Raw genomic sequence first — 20333 nt, 5'->3', positions numbered from 1 at the left:
CCGCCATCTACTACCAGCATCGCCCTTACCCGGCAGAGAACATCATGACCCCGGATCCGTCATTTCCGCTGTCTCTCCGCGTGACCTAGCAGAGAACGGCGGGCGGCTACCTGGTTGAACAGGCACCAATGTCTCTAGTAGCGCTACAGTCAACTGTCTAAGTTCAGAGGCCTTCCAAGATGACCGAGATTTCACAAATCAGACTGGATTCCCATCAAGACACCCAGATCAGGAAGATTGTCGACGAGCTTATCGAATCAGAGCTTGCCTCCATAATTTCCACGCTCGGCCCCACTGAAGAGAACCTGGTCGCCATTCTAGAGGCAGTTGAGGGTCAGTACAGCCGTGGAAACTTCGACTTGGGCGAGGCTCTACGCACGAGCTTGGACGTGTATGTTGGATGCATGATTTCCGAGTTGAATGCGGGTTCATCTGCGCCGCCGCTCGGAGTTAACGAACTAATTCGAGCATTTAAGTTCGCCGCCGCATATTACGAATTAAGAGATCTAATATATCTCTCTTTCAACGACGCGTCCTCGGTCAGCTGGTCCCAAGACGGATCATCTATCCAGGTTGATCTTAGGAACAACGACTTTGATAAGCAACTGGTGCTTGAACACAACATGTTCAAGCTAAGGTCGCGAGCTATGGGGGCGAGCTCTAGGATCTCCAACGAAGAGATGATGGACCTTATGCGTTCGGTTGAAAGGTGGGATCAAACCGACCCGCGATTTGCCACGCTGATTGAGCATATCGAGCTCGAGACTGCGCACAAGCTCACCGTGTTTTTTTCGTATGTCCCAAGGGATAGTGAAGCCTCTATGGGAGGCTACACATTCCGTCAGTTCTATGCGGTTTACGAGAGCATGCTCCTATACTCACTGTACGAGCGTAAATATGCAGCAGCTCGCGGCTTGGGGTGCGTGATAACACTGACGGAGGATGAAGCTGTTCCTGAGTTTAGCAATCTAGCAGGTGTCCCACGAGCAGTTTGCAATTCAGTGCTTCGTGACATCGCCGCAAGCTCGAGGGGAACATTCAATTACATAGATCATGCAAGGAAGTACCTACTTCTGCCGTTCAGCTTTTCCTTGAAGGATGGCGTTGCGGCGGCGCTCAAGAGTTATGCAGCCCGCGACAGCGACGGGTTCTCTGCAGGATTTGCCCGGGACATGGGCGATGCGCTTGTGACAGAAGTTGCACAAATGTTTACCCGGTACTGCAATTTCACCGTTGAGACGGATTTACTTCTTCAACAGTTCGACAGCTCACTGCCCGACATTGACGTCTTTGCAGTTTCGTACGAGCCATCGCTAGGCTTTCATGTTTTTGCTTGTGAGGTGAAGAATATTCTTCCGGCGACATGGGCGAAGGAATATTTAAGGGCAACAGGAAAGAGCGGGGCGGTTACTAAGGCACTGAAGCAGGTCGACAAGCTGAAAGCATTCTTGGCCAGCGAGCAAGGTCGCGACCTTTTGGTACGCAAGATCGAGGCTGGGTTTCCGACACTTCCGTTTGACGAGATATTCCCAACAGGGTACTGCATTACAGCGGATTTCTTGGTTGTGACGTCTCAGAATACGGGTCTATTCTTCCCCGAGCGCTCGACCGCAATAGTCAGCGTCGCCTCGTTGAATCAGATTGTGGAGAGGTGCGACGGAGACGTTAACTTTATACTCGCGCACCTCTGGGGCATGAGACGCTTGATCGCATCGAGTTACTCAAAGTCGTGGGATTCAATTGAGGTAGGTGGAACCACGATCCGCTACAGCGCCCGCCGCTTCGAGAGTACATTCCAGATTGATGAGCACGCTTACTTAACAAACGGGGACTTTGAACGGCGGGAGTCAGAGGCACTTGAGGCTGGGTATCGGTTTATCGATACTTTAGGAATTGATCGTCTCGAAGGTCATCAGAACTTCTTGCTGACGATCCGATAGGCAGTTAGTCCAATGAATCACCGGTTGCCGCTCAGGTCATGCGGTCAATATAGCTGCATAGGGCGCGTCCGAGGTCATCATCTTCAGAGCGCGCTTCTAATTGCAGAAGGCGATCCAGTCAGCAATTATCAACGTGGCGTGCGCGTGGCTTTCGAAGCGTTGCCGATGCGCGCCTTGCCTCTTCGACACCCGAATCACCCGCTCCACTCTTTCGTCGTCTTGGCTAACGGCGGATGGGGAAGCGGAGAGTCCGTGTTTGTAATGACCCACCGGTTTCTGCTCAGGTCATGCGGTTAATGTAGCGGCATAAGCCGCGTCCGGGGTCATCATCTTCAGCGCCTGATGTGGGCGCTGTTGGTTGTAGAAGCCAATCCAGTCGCCAATGATCCGCAGGGCATGGACTTGGCTCTCAAAGCGGTGGCGATGCACGCACTACTCCTTGAGTGTCCGGATTACGCGCTCCGCCATCCCGTTCTGCTGCGGGCAGTGCGGCGTGATGAATTCCTGTTTCAGGCCGTAGCTGCGCACCAGGCGCGTGTAGTCACGGCTGGTGAAGACCAGACCGTTATCCGAGCGCAGCAGGAAAGGCTCCGGCACACGTCCCAGCGTGCCAAAGCGGGTGATCAAGGCCTGCTCCAGAGCGGCTGAGGCAGTGCTCGCCTTGCCGGTGCGTGACAGGTGCCAGCACAGCAGCTGCCGCGTGCTGCAGTCGATCACCAGCGCCAGACTCAGCCAGCCGTCCTTGCCGTCCCATACACGGCACAGGTCCGTGGCCCATCGCTGGTCGGGTCGTTCGGCACGAGAGACCTTTGCCTGGATCCTGGGCCGTTGCCCAAGTGCGCGCTTGCGCACCTGCCAGCCCTTGAGCTGGAAGATCCGCTGGACGGTGTTCTTGTTCATGCCCAGCAATGCAGCCACCGTGCGGTAGCCGAACGACGGCTCCGCCTCGATCATCTCCTTGATCGGCTCGGCAAGCTCCGCTTTGACCTTTGCAGGCGAACGGGTCGGCTTGTAGTACGTCGTCCGCCGCGCCACGCCGAACCACTGGCACAGGTTGGTCATCGGTATCGCTACACCTTCGTCCTTCAGCCCCTGCTGGACCGAGAGCATCAGCTCTCGTCCTTTCCCAACAGGGACGCCAGCTTTTTTCGGGCGCGGATCTCCAGCATGGCCTCGCCGTAGGCTTCCTGCAGGTCTTTGAGCTGGCGCTCGTACGCGCACGTCCTCCGGCTTGGCCCGCAGCGCGTTCTCCATGCCGCGCTTGCCATCGTCCACCCAGCTCTCGATCTCCGCCGGCGTCAGGTCGAACTGGCGACTGGCCGCAGCCACGGTGGTCTTGCCCTGGATGATCTCAAGGACCAGTGCCGACTTGCGACGGGCCGTCCAACGCTTGATCTCTTCTTCCATCACTTCGCTCATCGGTGTCTCCTTCGGGGAAAGTAACACCTGAGCAGGAAATCAGTGGGTCATTACAGCTCACTGCATTCAAGTCGACGCGTGGAAGGGTCATTAGCATGATGAGCCAATCAGCGCAGACGGGCGTTCGATCTACATCGACCTGGTGTACTGGGGCAGCCTTCGCTCTTCCCAGATGGCTCAATACGCCTCGCTGAGCTCCGCCGGGCACTGCAGTGCAGCGTCCAATACCCTCTTCCATGACGTCATTCATGGGATCTCGTGTCCGGGAATGAATCATCCAAGCGGGCTTTCAGTGGGTGACTACGTTGCAAGCCTCCGTGATTGGGAAGTGCCGATAATCGACGATCAGAGCGGAGCTGCGGCATGACGCCTCAGATACTCAGCCAGCAAGATCGAAGAACCCTCTACGGCACCCGCCCTATCTCCCAATTCTACTTTCCGCTCCCCACCGCGTCGAGGAATTACCCAGCCCGAGATAAGCGTAATAGTACGCCTGACATCCGCATTTGACGTTGCTGGGTCGTTTATTGCCACCCTGCACACCTCTGCAACGTGCCCGGTGTCCACAGCTTCAGCAACAGCAGATCTCAGCGATTTTCGGGTAGCTAGGGTACGAATTGCATCTAGCCTGCCTCTCGCTTCAGATCGTCGCGAGAACAGCAGGATCCCAGCAACAACGCCCGCCCACAGTAAAGTGGAACCCATTAATATTAACTCCGGATCTTTCCAACTGGAGAGGAAACTCCAATGTCTCGACGCCCAGACCAGCGCGAGGCCTGGCATTATGGCTACGATTGAAGCAATCACCGATGCGAAAGAAGCTGTCAGAAAAAGCTTGTAGTCAACAGTGAATGATCGGATTGCATCCCAGAGCCTTAACCTCCGTGGAAGGGAAAGATTCTCCAATCTCACATGAGTTATCGCCAAGCTTAGCAAGCACACTAGCATCAGGCCAACAAGAGCGGCTTTGACAGTTTCAGGCGCATCGATCTTACCTGTCGGAAATCCAGCCCCCGCTATGACAAATATTGGGACCATGTTCACAAAAAGCATCGCGAATCTAAACTTCCTGTATGTGACAGACTCGGATGACCTTCCGCCGACAGACGACCTCCTTAGACGCTCAAGATAGTAGAGGGGCAGAATCAGCAGCCGTGCATATCGATGTTGGTTGCGAAGGGCTTTGGCCCGCGTTACACAGAAGGTCGCCTCGTAAGCAGAGGGCAGTTGAGCTGCAAGTGACTCCCATTTGAGCGCATCCATGTTTTTGCTTGAAAGTACAATCTTCCGCGCCACTCGCTCCCGGATCCAGTTGGCAACCTCTACACTCGGTGTCGTAGCAAACTGACAGGACGACACTGCTTCTTCTTGCAAAGAGGTGATCCCTGATTCCCTCGCGTACTCCAGCCGCCGAGAGTGAGCGATGGCGCTTCCCGCCCCGCCGTGCCTGATAATCATCGCTCGGTCAAAGAGGTCGCCATGTACCCATAGCGGAGCGAAGAATCGCTCCACGTCCAACTCCGATTCAGCCCAAGCAGGGGAAGGGTTAAAGGTCTTAACATCGACCATGAGCTTGAGGAGGTGCGTGAGAACTTCGTCCGTCCACGGGAAGGCTCGGACAGCGCCGGCGCGGTCCTTACCCTCAGAGACTCGGCCAGTAGAACACCGTGCACGGATCAACTTAGTGGCGTGTTCAACCAGCGCGTGACCTTTGTCCAGTGAGGTGGTCTGGAGCATGGCAACAACATACTCGCGCCACCGGGGGTTACATAGAAGTTCGGCCGGTTCGATGAACCCATGGTTCTCTGAAAGGTACTTTGCAAAGATTGCTTCTTGATACCTGCGGTGTGAGAAAGCGAATCGACGCTCTCTCTTGGAAGCGGTCGCCACGTCCATCCGACCAACCTTCACATAAGTGAGAGCCTCGACAACCCTCTCAACCTTGTCGCGCAGAAATTCAGAGTTAGCAGCAAGACCGGAGATTTCTTCCACAGAGGGTGCAAGCCCTACCTCTGGAGCAAGCGCAAATATCTTTGATAGCTCTGCAGCACCCAGCTTCATTGCTTCGCGGTTCAAGCCCCACCTAGAACCAACGTATTCCTCGTCACGCTCACAGAGCGAATTTACGTGTTGATAGAGCAGCTCGTGCTCGTTCTTCGGGGAAACCTCTTTCTCTCTTACGTAGCGGCACAGCAAGGTAAGAAACAGAGGATTTCTGTAAGTCGCGCTTCTTGATGTCGATAGGGCCCTAAGCGCAACTTGCTTTTGCGCCTTAGTCAGAAATGTATTGTCGACGAGCTCTTCTTGAAGCGGCTCATTTAGAGGGAGAATCTTCAGCCTCGGCCAGGCCAATGCCTTTGGACTCTTAAACTCTCTCGAGGCAAGCACGCCTCTACACCCACCGAGGCCATCCATAAACTGCTGAATTGCCTTTCCGTATCTCTCAATCTTAACATCCTCATTCGCCGCGTGCAGAACTTGAGGAATTTCATCAAATGAGTCAAACAGGAAGAACCAACCACCTTTCTGGTTAAAATCGGCCCAATTTCGATTGAGGTATTCCGCCGTGTCAGCATCGCCTCTGCGAACGTTGTCGATGACAAAGTTCTTTATCTGCGCTGATCCAATTTCACCTTCGACGGATAGCTCCCGCAAGTTCACATATAGAGGGATTGCCGCATACTTCGTCTTTGAGGTCCGTGCACGATCTATCATCTGCATGGCCAGATGTCGTAGGGCAACACTCTTACCTGCGCCGGGGTCTCCCGTCAGCAAAAGGCAACGCTCTGCGCTTCCATCAATCGCGCCAATTAATGACTTTTCGCGGCGCTGCCCAAACGATCGATGGTTGCGCAATCGATCAAAGACCGAGGCGAAATATCCGCCATCTACTTGAACCTCTGCCTCGAGATCAGTGAAGTTCTGGTCATTCCATGCCTCCGCCTTCCCGATCGCAGCGAGGTCAGAGCTCAGCACCGACAAGAACTGTCTGCGCCTCTGAATGTGCTCCCTATATTGAGCACCTCCCCGGATTGCTTCGATGGATGTCTTCAGCCCATTCTTGAGCGCCGAGACGGCTCGTGCTAGCAGTTTGCAGAACTCAATGAATGTATTAAGTATCAGAAACAAAAGCACCATGAACAGAAGTATCGCGATGACGGGATCATCTGCGATTGCCTCTCTGAACTGAGAGACTAACTTCACTGAGCCTTCGAGATCCATCTCTCCCCCTGAGATTTGCCGGACAAAAAAGTGGGCGACTTTAAGCCGCCCACCTTTTAGTACTATTTAGATTCAAACCCCAACAGGATTAGCCTTCTCAGGATCAATCTTGTACTGCTTGATCGCCCGAGCAACATCCTTACCCGTCATCTTCCCTTCCTTCGCCAGCGCCGCAATCGCGGCATGCGCGATGTAGTACCGGTCAACCTCGAAGAAGCGACGCAGGTTCGCACGGGTATCCGAACGACCAAAGCCATCCGTACCCAGCACCGTGTACGACATCGGCACGAATGCACGGATCTGGTCCGCGTACGCACGCACATAGTCGGTCGCGGCAATCGCCGGGCCCTGGCGGCCTTCCAGCAGCTCGGTCACGTAGGCCTTGCGCGGTTCGGCTTCCGGGTGGAAGCGGTTATAGCGCTCGGCATCGAAACCATCGCGGCGCAGTTCGTTGATGCTCGGGCAGCTCCAGATATCGGCGGTGACGCCGAAGTCCTTGTCCAGCAGCTCGGCAGCAGCAATGGCTTCGCGCAGGATGGTGCCCGAACCCAGCAGCTGCACGCGCAGCTCGCCCTTCTTCGGCTTGCCGGCGTCGGTGAGCAGGTACATGCCCTTGACGATGCCATCGGCCGCGCCTTCCGGCATTTCCGGGTGGGTGTAGTTTTCGTTCATCAGGGTGATGTAGTAGTACTCATCAATCTGATCTTCCATCATGGCCTTGGTGCCGTGCTGCAGGATCACCGTCACTTCGAAGCCGAAGGTCGGGTCATAGCTGCGCACGTTCGGGATGCCACCGGCGACGATGTGGCTGAAGCCATCTTCGTGCTGCAAGCCTTCACCGTTCAGCGTGGTGCGGCCGGCGGTGCCGCCGAGCAGGAAGCCACGGGTGCGCATGTCCGCGGCCTGCCAGGCGATGTCGCCCACGCGCTGGAAGCCGAACATCGAGTAGTAGATGTAGAACGGCAGCATCGGCACGTTGCTGACCGAGTAGCTGGTACCGGCAGCCATCCAGGAGCTGATCGCGCCCGGCTCGCTGATACCCTGCTGCAGCACCTGGCCGCTCTGGTCTTCGCGGTAGAACATCAGCTGGTCCGCATCGACCGGCTTGTACTTCTGGCCGAACGGGGCGTAGATGCCGATCTGGCGGAACAGGCCTTCCATACCGAAGGTACGGGCTTCGTCGGCCACGATCGGCACGATGTGCGGGCCCAGTTCCTTGTCGCGCAGGGTGATGTTCAGGCTCTGCACGAAGGCCATGGTGGTGGAGTAGCTGCGCTCGCCGCTGCTCTTGAGCAGACGCTCGTAGCTGTCCAGCTTCGGTGCGTTGAAGCTCTTGGTCGCCTTGCGGCGGCGCTGCGGCAGGTAACCACCCAGGGCGGCACGGCGTTCCTGCAGGTACTTCACTTCCGGCGAATCCGGGCCCGGGTGGTAGAACGGCACTTGGCCGTCGGCCAGCTGCGCATCGGTCACCGGGATGTTGAAGCGGTCGCGGAAGTGGCGGACGGCGTCGTCGTCCAGCTTCTTGGTCTGGTGGGTCGGGTTCAGTGCTTCACCCGCGCTGCCCATGCCGTAGCCCTTGACCGTCTTGGCCAGGATCACGGTCGGCATGCCCTTGGTGTTCACGGCCTGGTGGTAGGCGGCGTACACCTTGTGCGGATCGTGGCCACCACGGTTGAGGCGCCAGATATCGTCGTCGGACAGGCCGGCGACCATCGCTGCGGTTTCCGGGTACTTGCCGAAGAAATGCTCACGGGTATACGCGCCGCCGAAGGCCTTGCAGTTCTGGTATTCGCCGTCGACGGTTTCCATCATCAGCTTGCGCAGGACGCCATTGGTGTCCTTGGCCAGCAGGGCATCCCAGTAACCGCCCCACAGCAGCTTGATGACATTCCAGCCGCCACCACGGAAGACGCCTTCCAGTTCCTGGATGATCTTGCCGTTGCCACGCACCGGGCCGTCGAGGCGCTGCAGGTTGCAGTTGACCACGAAGATCAGGTTGTCCAGGCCTTCGCGGCCGGCCAGCGCGATCGCGCCGAGGGTTTCCGGCTCATCGCTCTCGCCGTCGCCGATGAAGCACCACACCTTGCGGTCGGACTTCTCGATCAGGCCACGGTTTTCCAGGTAACGCAGGAACTGCGCCTGGTAGATCGCGGCGAGCGGGCCCAGGCCCATCGACACGGTCGGGGTCTGCCAGTAATCGGGCATCAGCCACGGATGCGGGTAGCTGGAGAGGCCACCGCCGTCGACTTCCATGCGGAACTTGTCCAGCTGGGCTTCGTCGATGCGGCCTTCCAGGAAGGAACGCGCATAGATGCCCGGGGCGCTGTGGCCCTGGATGAAGAGCAGGTCGCCCGGGTGGTCTTCGCTCGGGGCGCGCCAGAAGTGGTTGAAGCCCACGTCATACAGCGTGGCGCCGGAGGCGAAGGAGGCGATGTGGCCGCCCAGGTCGCCCGGCTTGCGGTTGGCGCGCACGACGGTCGCCATCGCGTTCCAGCGGATGATGGAACGAATGCGCCATTCCAGTTCGGCGTTGCCCGGGCTCTTGGCCTCCAGGGTCGGCGCGATGGTGTTCACGTACTCGGTGGTGGGAGAGAACGGCAGGTAAGCACCCGAACGACGGGTCAGTTCCACCATGCCTTCCAACAGCTGATGCGCGCGCTCGGGGCCCTCGACATCAATTACGGCCTTCAGCGACTCGATCCATTCCTGGGTTTCCACAGGATTCGGGTCGTTGTTCAGCACCTCGTTCAACCAGTTCATTTGCGCTCCCATGACCGCACGCACGCGCGCGACTGTTTTAGATTTCTAGCCGCAAAGTGTAGCGCACCAAGGGGTTTGCTTACTTCGCTACGGTTGCGTATGGAACCATCCAGGCGTGTCCGGAAGGACAGCAGGCGACAGCGCGAGGGCCGCGCCGGAAGGTTCCACGCTGCATTTCAGCCTGCCCGGTGGCGATGACACCGGCGCGTCAGCAGGACACCGATGGACAGCGCAGCCGCTGCGGCGCAGGCGATTGGCGCGGAACGTGCGCGAAGCGACGGCGTTCGAGCGCGCTTCGGCGTGGATCATCGGTGCCGTTGGGAGGCGGCAACCGGCTGCAGTGTTCCACCACAAGCACGCACCGTCACAGGAGGAATCGACCTGAACGCATTCCTGCCGTGCGTGCGCCAGTGCTGGCCGAAACGGAGTTTTCGATATATCGTTCCGCCACTGCATTCGATATATCGAAATGACCTCTCCGCGCGACCTCGACCGCCCTGCCCGCCCGCTGACCGCCCGGCCGCTCAGCCGTGGCGACCTGCGCCTGCTGGTGCTGTCCCTGCTCGCCGACCAGCCGCGCCACGGCTATGAGCTGATCCAGCTGATCAGCGACATGTTCGTGCGGGTCTATACGCCCAGCGCCGGCTCGATCTACCCGGTGCTGGCGCAGTTCGAGGCCGCCGGCTGGGTTGGCGCGGTCGAGGACGGTGGGCGCAAGCGGTACGCACTCAGCGCACTGGGCCTGGCCGAATTGGAGGCACAGCGCGACGAGGTCGATGCAGCGGTGCACCGGGTGCGCGACAGCGCGCGCACGATCACCAAGGCCAACCTGCCGCCGTCCGTGCGCGATGCGCTGCGCGAGCTCAAGCACGCGCTGGGCCTGTGCCACGGCCGCTGGCAGGACGACAACGCCGCGGCCGTCGCCGAGGCGCTGCGCGAGGCCGCCGCGCGGATCCGTGCGCAGGGCCGCTGACCTCCCTTCTTCCTTTCAGACCCAGCCAGCCACCGCCCGCCAGGTCCTTCTTTCTCAACGCCGCGCTGCGGCACTGATCCAGGTATTCCCATGGCTCTGCATGAAAACCGACTGCTCCGTCATACCGTGAAGTTCCGCCCGCTGCAGGTGCTGCGCACCGAAGAGATCAGCCCGTGCATGCGCCGGGTGATCGTTGGTGGCGAGGCGCTGGAAGGCTTCGATTCGCCCTCGCCGGATGACCACGTCAAGTTGTTCTTCCCCAACGCCGAGGGCCAGTTCGTGGTCCCGACGATGACCCCGGAAGGCCCGCGCTACCCGGACGGCCAGACGCCCTCCCCCTCGCGCGACTACACCCCGCGCTGGTGGGATCTGGAGACCAACGAGCTGGCGCTCGACTTCGTCATGCACGGCGACGGCCTGGCCTCGACCTGGGCCGCCAACGCGCAGCCGGGCGATGCGATCGCCGTGGGCGGCCCGCGTGGCTCGCACATGACCGCCGATGACTTCGATACCTACGTGCTGATCGGCGATGAGACCGCGCTGCCGGCGATCGGCCGCTGGCTGGAGACCCTGCCGGACGGCGCCAACGCCGATGTCTACATCGAGATCCCCGAATCCGGCGACCGCCAGGAGCTGCCGGAGGACGACCGCATCCGCATCTCGTGGCTGGAGCGCAACGGCTTCGACGCGGCCAGCAGCACCCTGCTGGAAGACGTGCTGACCGATTTCGAGGAACCGGACGGCGATACCTTCTACTGGATCGCCGCCGAATCGCGCCGGGCCCGGATGATGCGCAAGTACATCGAGGGTCATCTGGGTGTGCCGAAGGACTGGATCCGCTCCACCGGCTACTGGAAGGCGCACGGCAGCGAGCACCACGACGACTGAGCCCGCGACGGGCACCGGCCGCGAATGCGACAATCGCGTTTTGTGCCGGTGCCTTTCATGCAAGCCTCTCCTCTTTCGGCACTGACCGATCTGATCGACCGCGCCGAGCGTGCCGATCCCGCGCTGGATGCCGCCCTGGCGGCGCTGGCGCCTTCCGTGGGCGAGCACATCGCCCCGCTGCGCACCGCCCTGGTGCCATTGGCCCGTGCGCAGGCGGCGCTGGTGCAGGCGAACATCGATATCGACCTGGTCGCCGATGAGCTGCGCCGTTACCAGAAGTACGCGATGCCCGGTAAGCCGAGCCTGCAGATCGTGCAGTTGCGCAAGCAGCAGGCCTCGGTGAAGCAGGCCGCGCTGCTGGCCCGGCAGGCGTTCGCGCAGGCCACCCATGCGTTCCTGCGTGAGAGCGGCTTGACCGCGCCGGCACGGCGCACGCCGACCGATTTCACCACGCTGTGGCTGGGCAAGGTGAGCGCGCAGGTGGCGGCGGGTTGATCAGGTACGGTAGTGCCTGCCGCTGGCCGGCTCGCCCTATAAAGAAAGCCCGCCAATTGGCGGGCTTTCTGCCTTCTCACGACGAGTGAGGAGAAACTCAGGCAGCCGGCTTTTCGCCAGTGGCCTCGGTGGTGATGCGGATGTTCACTTCATCGCTGACGTTCGGGGCATACGCGCCGACGCCGAAATCGCTGCGCTTGATGGTGGTGGTGGCATCGAAGCCCGCCGCCGGCACCTTGGCCATCGGATGCTCGCCGCCGCCGTTGATGGTGACATCCAAGGTCACCGGCTTGGTGATGTCCTTGATGGTCAGATCGCCGGTCACGGTCAGCTTGTTGGTGCCGTTGGCTTCCACCTTGGTGCTCTTGAAGGTGGCGGCCGGGAACTTGGCGGCGTCGAAGAAATCGGCGCTCTTCAGGTGCTCGTCGAACTTGGCGGTGAAGCTGTTCAGGCCGGTCAGCGGCAGCTTCACTTCCACGGTGGACTTGCTCACGTCAGCGGCGTCATACACCAGGGTGCCTTCGGCGCTGCCGAAATGCGCGGTCGGGTGCGAGAAGCCGAAGTGGCTCCACTGGACCAGCACGTCGGTGTGGGTCGGGTCGAGCTTGTAGGTGCCCGAGGCGATCTGGATGGCCTCGGCGGCCGGGGCGGCAGCAGCGGCGTCCGCAGCCGGGGCGGCGGTTTCGGTGGCGGCCGGCGCGTCAGCGGCCGGAGCAGCGGCTTCGTCGGCCGGCTTGGAGCAGGCGGCGATGGCCAGGGTCAGGGCGAGCGGCAGCAGCAGTTTGCGGGTCATGGTCATGGCAGGTCTCTCTCGAATCGAAGGAAAAAAAAGCAAAGGTCACGCAGCCCATCCGCACGGACGGGCCACGATCCGGCGGTAACGCTTATGCGATGCGGGCGGCTTCGTCGAAGGACAGGCGAGGCAGCCGCGGGAACAGGCCCGAGGCGTCACCGTACCCCAGGTTGACGAGGAAATTCGACTTGATCGCGGTGCCCTTGAAGAAGGCTTCGTCGACCTTGGCGTTGTCGAAGCCGGACATCGGGCCGGCATCCAGACCCAGCGCGCGTGCGGCCAGGATCAGGTAGGCGCCCTGCAGACTGCCGTTGCGGAACGCGCCCTCGGTACGGCCTTCACGCGGGCCATCGAACCACGCCTTGGCATCGGTGTGCGGGAACAGGAACGGCAGCTTCTCGTGGAAGTCTTCGTCGAAGGCGACGATCACCGTGACCGGGGCGGCCAGGGTCTTGTCGTGGTTGCCTTCGGACAGGGCCGGGGCGAGCTTGGCCTTGGCTTCCGGGGATTTCACGAACACGAAGCGCGCCGGGCTGCCGTTGGCGGCGGTCGGGCCCCACTTCAGCAGCTCGTACAGCGCCTGCAGCTGGCTGTCCTCGACCGGCTTATCAAGGAAGGCGTTCTGGGTGCGGGCGGTACGGAACAACTGATCGAGCGCAGCATCGTCAAGGACGTGGGACATGAAGCCTCCGGAAATAAGGGGGAATCGTTCGCGCATCGGCTACCGTGGCAGGGCGACAGCGCGATCGGCGAAGGCTGGCAGTGTAGAGTGTCGCGACAGTTGCAACACCCAGCCTGACTGAAACGAATTAATGCCATACGTGAAACGATGGAGTCCGCCCTGGACGATCACTGACGGCCGTGCCGGCAATGTGCGGCAGGCGGTGGCCCTGGCCACGGCATTGAAGCTGGGGGCGCATCGTCCGCTGGTGCTCACCCCGCGCGCGCCCTGGCGTTGGCTGGCCCCGCGCTGGTTGCCGGGTGCCGCCAAGGGCTACGGTGACGCCTTCGCAGCCCTGGCCGCCGACGCCCCTGAGCTGGCCGTCGGCTGTGGCCGCCAGGCCGCCGGCGCGCTGCGCGAACTGCGCCGCCGTGGCACCAAGGTCGTCCAGATCCTCGACCCTCGCCTCAGCCCGCGCCACTGGGACCTGCTGGTGGTGCCTGAGCATGACCGGCTGCGCGGCAGCAACGTGCTCACCCTGCTCGGCAGCCTCAACCCGGTCAACGATGACTGGCTGGCCTGTGGCCGTGCCGCGTTCGCAGCGTTCAGCGCCCTGCCCGGCCCACGCACCGCGCTGCTGGTCGGCGGGCCGACCCCGCACGCGCCGTGGCATGAGCCGGACATGGTGCAGGTGTTCCAGCAGCTCGCTTCCCAGCTGCGCGAGGAAGGCGGCAGCCTGCTCGCCACGACCTCGCGGCGTACCCCGCCGGCCCTGGTCGGGGCGCTGCGCAGTGCGTTTGCCGAGGTGCCGAATGTGATCTGGGGCGATGGCGGCGATGGCGTGAACCCGTATGCCGGGCTGCTCGGGTGGGCCAACCGCGTGGTGGTCTCGCCGGATTCGGTGAACCTGCTCTCTGAAGCGTGTGCCACGCGCATGCCGGTCGCCGTGGCCCTGGCCGACCAGGCGCAAGGGCGACTCGCGCACTTCCAGCACGCGCTGCGCGAACGTGGCCGCTTGCAGGCGCGCTGGCTGGACTGGCAGACGCAGGGCCGCATCGAGCCGCTGCGCGAGACCACGCGCGTTGCTGATGAAGTACGTGCGCGGTTGGGGATTCAGGCCTGACGGCATCGCACAGCGTTATGATGCGGCCGCGGCCGGTGCCGCCGGAGACTGTGTGACATGGACGTATCCTTCGCTGCACTGATCAAGCGCCTGCACCCCGTTCTGCTGTGTGGCGTATTGCTGGGCGCCGTGCTGACTGCGCAGGCCGAACCGCAGTGCACCGAACGCTATCCCACGCCGGCTGCGTTGGCCTCCATGTTCGATGTGGCCCTGGCCACCACCGACGCGTTGGACGCACTCGATGGCGTGGACGTGGTGCTGATCGCCCGCGGTGGCCAGGACCTGAGCAAGTACGGCCTGCGCCACAGCCATCTGGCCTTCCTGCTGCGCGAAGACGATGGGCAGTGGCGCGCGGTGCACCTGCTCAATCCGTGCAAGACCGCCGAGTCGCACCTGTTCCGCGAAGGTGTCGCCACCTTCATCGGCGAGACCTCCAGCCATACCGACCTGCGCATCGGCGTGCCGACACCTGCGCTGCGCGATGCACTCAAGGCGATGCTCACCCAGCCGGCGATCCAGGCAAAGGCGCTGCATGAAGCGCGCTACAGCGTGGTGGCGTATCCGTTCCGCACCGAGTACCAGAATTCCAACCAGTGGATCCTGGAAGTACTGGGCGCGGCGATGGCGCAGGTGGAAGAGCGCACCCTGATCGTCAACCGTACCCAGGCACAGCAATGGCTGCAGCGGCACATGTATACGCCCAGCACGCTGCACATCGGCGTGGCCAAGCGGCTCGGCGCGCGCTTCTTCGTGCCCAATGCCGCCGTTACCGACCACCCGGCCAGCGAGCGCATTTCCGGCAATTACTCGGTGGTGACGGTGGAGTCGATCTTTGATTTCCTGCAACTGCGCAGCAGCCTGCAGCAGGAGCTGGCCGTACCGCATGTACCGGTGAAAGGCATTACCGCCCCCAAACCGTGAGTCAGCGGCGGGCAGCACGCCAGCGCGCATACTGCGGACCTATGTTGAGCCATCAGAAGGATCTTCGATGACACGAGTTTCGCGCAGCGTCGTTTCACCGCTGCTGGCCATTGCCGTATGCGCGGCCAGCCTGCCCGCGCCCGCGCAGGTGGTGGGCATCAATCACCCGGTGACCAGCAGCGTCATCGTCACCTCGGTGGTGAGCGTGGTGGTGGTGACCGCACCGGTGTGGCTGGTTTCGGCCGGCCTGAGCAAGGCCAGCGATGCTTCGGCCCGACGCAGCCGCGCGGCCAAGGACGCACGTGGCAAAGCCGGTCCGCTGCCGCCGCTCACCGTGGAGAAGGTGGAACGCACGCCCGAAGGCGGCATCGAAATGGCCCTGCAGAACCCGCAGGCACCGGACGAGCCGGCCGTGATTGCCTGGCCTGCGCGCGAGGACAACCCGGCAGCCGCGGTGGCGGTGGGCGACGTACTGGCGCTGACGCCCACCCAGGGCGGCGCCGGCTGGACCGTGACCACGGCCGAGGGCACGGCCTTGGCCTTCCTGCCCATCGATGCGGCGGCGGCGCAGCCGAGTGCACGTTGGTAACCCCTTGCTGTCCACCGTCTCGCGGAGCTATTGAATGAACCGGATATCCCGTCCTGCCGTTGCGCCACTGCTGGCGCTGGCCTTGCTCGCGACCAGCCTGCCGGTCAGCGCCCAGAACCTCAGCAATGCCTCGCCGGTCACCAGCAGCGTCCTCACCACCTCGGTGGTGAGCCTGGCGGTGATCACCGCACCGGTCTGGCTCAGTGCGTTGGGGGTCAGCGAGCTGCATGACGCCTCCATGCCGCACAACCTGACCGCCCGGGCCGCGAAGCGGCAGAAGGCCGGCCCGCTACCGCCGCTCACCGTGGAGCGCGTGGCGCACCAGCCCGACGGCAGCTACCAGGTGGCGCTGAAGAACCCGCAGGCCCCGGATGCCCCGGCCGTGGTGGCCTGGCCGGCGCGTGCCGACAACCCGGCGGCAGGGGTGAAGGTGGGCGATGTGCTGGCGTTCACGCCGACCCCGGCCGGCGCGGGCTGGATGGTGGCCGATGCCAAAGGCGCCGCGCTGGCGTTCCTGCCGACCCAGGATGCGGCGGCCACCAGCATGAGCGAACGCTTCTGACTGAACCGGTCCGGGCTGGCCCTGGGCCGGCCAAGCCCGGATAATCCGCCGCTTCCCCCGACTTCCCCGGCTCGCCATGTCCGCGCGTCCTGCCATTGCCTTTGCCCCGTTGACCCCGCGCTCGCTGCTGCTGGCGGTGCTGGCCATGGGCGCAGTGGTGCTGGGCTCGAACGTGCTGGTGCAGTACCCGATCAACGACTGGCTGACCTGGGGTGCCTTCAGCTACCCGGTGGCGTTCCTGGTCAGCAACCTGATCAACCGCCGCTTTGGGCCAGAGGCCGCGCGGCGGGTGGCCTGGGCCGGGTTCGCGTTGGCGGTGCTGCTGTCGATCTGGATCGCCACCCCGCGGATCGCGGTGGCGTCGTGCCTGGCCTTCATCGCTGCGCAGCTGTTGGACATCACCGTATTCGACCGGCTGCGCCGCGGGCACTGGTGGCGCGCGCCGATGGTCGCAACGACCTGCAGCGCGACGCTGGATACGACGATTTTCTGGAGCATCGCCTTCGCCGGTTCCAGCCTGCCGTGGGTGAGCTGGGCGCTGGGCGATCTGGCGGTGAAGCTGACGATCGGCGTGTTCCTGCTGGCGCCGTTCCGCGCTTTGCTGTGGAAGATGGCACCGCGCGCGGTGTGACATCGGGCGCCGATCGCCCGGTGTAGCGCTGGCGGTCGGGTAATCGGTAGTGCCGGCCGCTGGCCGGCTCCGCAGAGTTCATGGGAGCCGGCCAGCGGCCGGCACTACCGGTGCCAGAGCGGTGCGAGGTCGATGACGGTGCAAACCGCCGTCAGCTGACGACATCGATCCGTTGTTGGAACGGCAACCCCGCCGCATCGCTTGCCGCGGTGATCATCGCGCGTGCCGCTTCCAATGCAGGTGTCGGTGGCGCCAGGCGCGGGCGGCGGTCCAGCGTGCAGGCCAAGCCCACATCCAGCAGCGCCGCATGCGCCTCGTGCAGGCCATCGCGGGTGCCGCCGGGCAGCCAGGCGATGTCGGCCAGCACGTCGATCAGGCTGGGGGTATCGCGCGGTTGCACCACCTGGGGGTGCGTAACGGCGCTGTCGAGTACGCCGGTCTGCAGCAGGAATTCGAGATCGACAATGCCACCTGCGCCCTGCTTGAGATCGAGCCGTGCGGCATCGCTGCGGTCCAGTTCGGCACGCATGCGCGCCCGCATCTTCAGCACGTCGGTGTAGAGCACGGCGTTGTCGCGCGGGCGCGCCAGCGTCTGCGCGCGCACCCGTTCGAAGTCGGCCAATAGCGAGTCATCGCCGGCGATGGCGCGGGCACGCACCAGTGCCTGGTGCTCCCAGGTCCAGGCGCGTTCGCGCTGGTATTCGGTGTAGCTGGCCAGTGAGGAAACCAAGGCGCCCTTGCCACCGTCCGGGCGCAGACGCACATCGATGTCGTACAGGCGGCCGGCGGCGGTGACCGCGCCGAGCATTGCCATCACCTTCTGTGCCAGGCGCGCGTACCAGCGGCCGGGATCCAGTGGACGCGGGCCGTCGCTGCTGTCCTGATCGGCCGGGTGGTCGTGCAGGAAGACCAGATCCAGATCCGAGCCGAAGCCCAGCTCCAGTCCGCCCAGGCTGCCGTAGCCGATGATCGCGAAACGCCCGCCGGGAATGCCGCCGTGCTGGCGCTGCATGTCGGCCTGCACCAGCGCGAGCACGGTGACGACGACAGCTTGGGCGAGTTCGGCCAGTTGCCGGGTGGTGTCGACGGCACGCTGGCGACCGTCCAGCGTGGCCATCGCCATGCGGAAGCTCAGCGCCAGCCGGGTCTCGTTGAGCAGGCGCAGCGCGGCTTCGGGATCATCGATGGTCAGCGCAACAGCGCACTCGGCCTGCATGCCCGCGGCGTCCGGCATCGGACCGGAGACGCGCACGTCCAGCAGTTCATCGAGCAGCAGCGGATACGCCGCCAGACGCTCAGCCAGCAGTGCGCTGCGCGCAAGCACGTCGACCAGGCGTGCCAATGCGCTGGGCTGTTCGTCGAGCAGGGCGAGATAGCTGGTCCGGCGCAGGATCGCCTGCAGCAGGCCGAGTACGCGCTTGAGCGCGGCATCCGGCTGCGGTGAGCGCGTGGCGGCGTGCAGCAGCGCCGGCAGCACGCGGTCCAGGCGCGCACGCGCGGCATCGGACAACGACTTCACCCCGGAGCTCTGCGCGAAGTCGCGCAGCGATTGATCGGCGCTGCCGGCATCGAAGAAGCCGGCTTCGGCCAGCACCTCGGCGCTGCCGTTGTCGGGCAGGCCGCGCCAGTAGCTGGCCAGTGCATCCGGCGCGGCCTGGCCACGGCGCGGTGCGAGCAGCGCGGCGAACTCGGTGCTGACGCGCTCGCGCTGCACATCCAGCGCGGCAACCAGCGCGTCCCAGTCGTCGTAACCGAGTCCGCTGGCGATGCGCAGGCGGTCGGTGGTGTCGGTGGGCAGCGCATGCGTCTGTGCATCGCGCAGCATCTGCAGGCGGTTTTCCAGGCGACGCAGGAACCCGTAAGCATGCAGCAGGTCGGCGCCGTCCTGCTCGGCCATCTGGCCGGAGGCGACCAGCGCCGGCAGCGCGTGCAGTAGACGACGCTCGCGCAGTGGCGCTTCGCGGCCCCCGCGGATCAACTGCAGGGCCTGCGCGAGGAACTCGATCTCACGGATGCCGCCGGGGCCGCGCTTGATGTCGTCGTGCATCTCGCGGCGCGAGACCTCGGCGGTGATCGCGGCCTTCATTTCGCGCAGGCCATCGAGCGCAGTGAAATCCAGATAGCGGCGGTAGACGAACGGGCGCAGGGTCTGCAGCCACGCTTCGCCCGCGGCGATATCACCGGCGACGGCACGCGCCTTCAGCCAGGCATAGCGCTCCCAGTCGCGGCCTTCGCGCTGGAAGTACTGGTCCATGCCGGCGAACGACAGCGCCACGCGCCCGGCATTGCCGAAGGGGCGCAGGCGCAGATCGACGCGGTGGCTGAAGCCATCCACGGTGGTGTCATCGAGCAACCGCGCGAGGCGCTGGCCAAGGCGTGCGAAGTATTCCTCGGCGGCGAGCGGGCGCGCGCCATCGGATTCGCCGCCCTGCGGGTAGGCGTAGACCAGGTCCACGTCCGAGCTGAAATTGAGTTCACCACCACCCAACTTGCCCAGCCCGAACACGACCAGCTGCTGCGCGCTGCCGTCCGCCGCACGGACCACGCCATGGCGGCCGGTGAATTCCTGCTCCAGCGCGGACAGCGCCAGCTGCAGGCACTCCTCCGCCAAGCGGGTGGCACCGGCAAGCGTGGCAGGCACGTCATCCTGCCCGGTCAGGTCGCGCCAGATCAGGCGCGTGGAGGCGGCGGTGCGGTAGCGGCGCAGGCGCTGCTGCCATTCGCTGGGCTGGAGTGGATCCAGTTCCGGCAGGGGCAGCGGTGGGCAGCCCTCCTGGGTGAGATGGGACAACAGCGCCGGCTGGCGGCACAAGGTGTCGATGGCGAAATCGCTGGTGACGGCCAGCGCGTGCAGGGTCGCCAGTACGGGTGCCGGAGGCGGCCAGTGGCCGCCATCGGTCAGCGACAGGGCCAGACGCGCCAGGGCGCGATCAACCAGGGGAACAAGGGCGTCGGGGACGCGCGCGGGCGCGGCGAGGTCGGAAATCGGCATGAGGGGATTATGTGGCATCGCGGCGTGGTGTTTCCCGGCCAGGCGCCATGCCGGTGACGCGCGGGAACCAACGGACGCGTAGCGAGGCATCGGGCGGAGCGGAGCGGCGTGCCTTTGCCCGAACGGCGAGCATAAAAAAGCCCGCTTGCAGCGAACTGCCAGCGGGCTCTGCTCCCTCCCCCACGTCGGGATGCAGGTCGATCTTCTAGGGTCGGCGACGAACTTGCACGCTGCACTGCAAAACAATACTTGCGGGTACAGAAGTAGGCGGCAAACCTGAACAGGGAGGCGCCGATGTGAAAACGCCATCCCACCAAGGTAGAACCCCTCCCGCTGCATGGATCGCCGATAATGGCGATCCCCC

Annotated in this window: 16 protein-coding genes; 9 read left to right on the top strand and 7 right to left on the bottom strand. The window is 63.2% G+C overall.

Annotation, left to right across the window (positions count from 1 at the left end; genetic code table 11):
* Positions 1-179 precede the first annotated feature (179 nt).
* On the top strand, positions 180-1940 hold the full coding sequence (locus ABE463_RS03010) for a hypothetical protein (protein WP_346467207.1): 1761 nt from the start codon (positions 180-182) through the stop codon (positions 1938-1940).
* A gap of 285 nt (positions 1941-2225) precedes the next feature.
* On the opposite strand, the gene ABE463_RS03005 is transcribed toward ABE463_RS03010, so the two are convergent.
* From ABE463_RS03005 to aceE, 4 genes are all read right to left on the bottom strand, one after another.
* Positions 2226-2369, bottom strand: coding sequence for an integrase core domain-containing protein (locus ABE463_RS03005; RefSeq protein WP_346467206.1), 144 nt, complete (start codon positions 2367-2369; stop codon positions 2226-2228).
* 3 nt (positions 2370-2372) lie between these two features.
* Positions 2373-3359: an IS3 family transposase gene (locus ABE463_RS03000; protein WP_346467205.1), complete on the bottom strand. Its 987-nt coding sequence runs from the start codon at positions 3357-3359 to the stop codon at positions 2373-2375.
* Between the two features lie 345 nt (positions 3360-3704).
* The gene (locus ABE463_RS02995; RefSeq protein ID WP_346467204.1) at positions 3705-6581 is read right to left on the bottom strand and encodes an NACHT domain-containing protein; all 2877 of its coding nucleotides are present in this window, start codon (positions 6579-6581) and stop codon (positions 3705-3707) included.
* A 72-nt stretch (positions 6582-6653) separates the two neighbouring features.
* A complete protein-coding gene (gene aceE / locus ABE463_RS02990; RefSeq protein ID WP_346467203.1) occupies positions 6654-9341 on the bottom strand; it encodes a pyruvate dehydrogenase (acetyl-transferring), homodimeric type in 2688 nt (895 codons plus the stop codon).
* Positions 9342-9810: 469 nt separating this feature from the next.
* Between aceE and ABE463_RS02985 the strand changes: the two genes are divergently transcribed.
* The 3 genes from ABE463_RS02985 (at position 9811) to ABE463_RS02975 (ending at position 11697) form a co-directional block, all read left to right on the top strand.
* The gene (locus ABE463_RS02985; RefSeq protein ID WP_346467202.1) at positions 9811-10314 is read left to right on the top strand and encodes a PadR family transcriptional regulator; all 504 of its coding nucleotides are present in this window, start codon (positions 9811-9813) and stop codon (positions 10312-10314) included.
* 90 nt (positions 10315-10404) lie between these two features.
* Positions 10405-11202 carry a siderophore-interacting protein gene (locus ABE463_RS02980; protein WP_346464068.1) on the top strand — a complete coding sequence of 266 codons (798 nt, stop codon included), beginning with the start codon at positions 10405-10407 and terminating at the stop codon, positions 11200-11202.
* Positions 11203-11259: 57 nt separating this feature from the next.
* Positions 11260-11697 (top strand): hypothetical protein, encoded by a 438-nt coding sequence (locus ABE463_RS02975; RefSeq protein WP_282260239.1) that lies wholly within the window; start codon positions 11260-11262, stop codon positions 11695-11697.
* Positions 11698-11794: 97 nt separating this feature from the next.
* Here ABE463_RS02975 and ABE463_RS02970 read toward each other — a convergent pair whose 3' ends face one another.
* Positions 11795-12496, bottom strand: coding sequence for a YceI family protein (locus tag ABE463_RS02970; RefSeq protein ID WP_259261660.1), 702 nt, complete (start codon positions 12494-12496; stop codon positions 11795-11797).
* Between the two features lie 85 nt (positions 12497-12581).
* The gene (locus ABE463_RS02965) at positions 12582-13172 is read right to left on the bottom strand and encodes a malonic semialdehyde reductase (RefSeq protein ID WP_319624238.1); all 591 of its coding nucleotides are present in this window, start codon (positions 13170-13172) and stop codon (positions 12582-12584) included.
* Between the two features lie 130 nt (positions 13173-13302).
* Here ABE463_RS02965 and ABE463_RS02960 point away from each other — a divergent pair, with 130 nt between their 5' ends.
* The 5 genes from ABE463_RS02960 (at position 13303) to ABE463_RS02940 (ending at position 16977) form a co-directional block, all read left to right on the top strand.
* Complete coding sequence (locus ABE463_RS02960) at positions 13303-14274, top strand: mitochondrial fission ELM1 family protein (protein WP_346467201.1); 972 nt, start codon at positions 13303-13305, stop codon at positions 14272-14274.
* Between the two features lie 57 nt (positions 14275-14331).
* Positions 14332-15195, top strand: coding sequence for a DUF2145 domain-containing protein (locus ABE463_RS02955; protein WP_346467200.1), 864 nt, complete (start codon positions 14332-14334; stop codon positions 15193-15195).
* 67 nt (positions 15196-15262) lie between these two features.
* Positions 15263-15784: a hypothetical protein gene (locus tag ABE463_RS02950; protein WP_346467199.1), complete on the top strand. Its 522-nt coding sequence runs from the start codon at positions 15263-15265 to the stop codon at positions 15782-15784.
* A 34-nt stretch (positions 15785-15818) separates the two neighbouring features.
* A complete protein-coding gene (locus tag ABE463_RS02945) occupies positions 15819-16346 on the top strand; it encodes a hypothetical protein (RefSeq protein WP_121042318.1) in 528 nt (175 codons plus the stop codon).
* A 76-nt stretch (positions 16347-16422) separates the two neighbouring features.
* A complete protein-coding gene (locus tag ABE463_RS02940; protein WP_259261656.1) occupies positions 16423-16977 on the top strand; it encodes a queuosine precursor transporter in 555 nt (184 codons plus the stop codon).
* A gap of 151 nt (positions 16978-17128) precedes the next feature.
* On the opposite strand, the gene glnE is transcribed toward ABE463_RS02940, so the two are convergent.
* On the bottom strand, positions 17129-19969 hold the full coding sequence (gene glnE / locus ABE463_RS02935; protein ID WP_346467198.1) for a bifunctional [glutamate--ammonia ligase]-adenylyl-L-tyrosine phosphorylase/[glutamate--ammonia-ligase] adenylyltransferase: 2841 nt from the start codon (positions 19967-19969) through the stop codon (positions 17129-17131).
* Positions 19970-20333 lie beyond the last annotated feature (364 nt).

The sequence above is a fragment of the Stenotrophomonas sp. TWI819 genome, assembly GCF_039673075.1.
In the GTDB taxonomy this organism is placed as follows: domain Bacteria; phylum Pseudomonadota; class Gammaproteobacteria; order Xanthomonadales; family Xanthomonadaceae; genus Stenotrophomonas; species Stenotrophomonas rhizophila_B.
Note: the sequence above shows the minus strand (reverse complement) of the source record. Positions and strands in the feature narration are given on the sequence as shown.

Bases quoted from the DNA above. Each gene is read 5' to 3' on its own strand.
- ABE463_RS03010 (WP_346467207.1), top strand. From the start codon at position 180: ATGACCGAGATTTCACAAATCAGACTGGATTCCCATCAAGACACCCAG.
- ABE463_RS03000 (WP_346467205.1), bottom strand. From the start codon at position 3,359: ATGAGCGAAGTGATGGAAGAAGAGATCAAGCGTTGGACGGCCCGTCGC.
- ABE463_RS02995 (WP_346467204.1), bottom strand. From the start codon at position 6,581: ATGGATCTCGAAGGCTCAGTGAAGTTAGTCTCTCAGTTCAGAGAGGCA.
- aceE (WP_346467203.1), bottom strand. From the start codon at position 9,341: ATGAACTGGTTGAACGAGGTGCTGAACAACGACCCGAATCCTGTGGAA.
- ABE463_RS02985 (WP_346467202.1), top strand. From the start codon at position 9,811: ATGACCTCTCCGCGCGACCTCGACCGCCCTGCCCGCCCGCTGACCGCC.
- ABE463_RS02980 (WP_346464068.1), top strand. From the start codon at position 10,405: ATGGCTCTGCATGAAAACCGACTGCTCCGTCATACCGTGAAGTTCCGC.
- ABE463_RS02975 (WP_282260239.1), top strand. From the start codon at position 11,260: ATGCAAGCCTCTCCTCTTTCGGCACTGACCGATCTGATCGACCGCGCC.
- ABE463_RS02970 (WP_259261660.1), bottom strand. From the start codon at position 12,496: ATGACCATGACCCGCAAACTGCTGCTGCCGCTCGCCCTGACCCTGGCC.
- ABE463_RS02965 (WP_319624238.1), bottom strand. From the start codon at position 13,172: ATGTCCCACGTCCTTGACGATGCTGCGCTCGATCAGTTGTTCCGTACC.
- ABE463_RS02960 (WP_346467201.1), top strand. From the start codon at position 13,303: ATGCCATACGTGAAACGATGGAGTCCGCCCTGGACGATCACTGACGGC.
- ABE463_RS02955 (WP_346467200.1), top strand. From the start codon at position 14,332: ATGGACGTATCCTTCGCTGCACTGATCAAGCGCCTGCACCCCGTTCTG.
- ABE463_RS02950 (WP_346467199.1), top strand. From the start codon at position 15,263: ATGACACGAGTTTCGCGCAGCGTCGTTTCACCGCTGCTGGCCATTGCC.
- ABE463_RS02945 (WP_121042318.1), top strand. From the start codon at position 15,819: ATGAACCGGATATCCCGTCCTGCCGTTGCGCCACTGCTGGCGCTGGCC.
- ABE463_RS02940 (WP_259261656.1), top strand. From the start codon at position 16,423: ATGTCCGCGCGTCCTGCCATTGCCTTTGCCCCGTTGACCCCGCGCTCG.
- glnE (WP_346467198.1), bottom strand. From the start codon at position 19,969: ATGCCGATTTCCGACCTCGCCGCGCCCGCGCGCGTCCCCGACGCCCTT.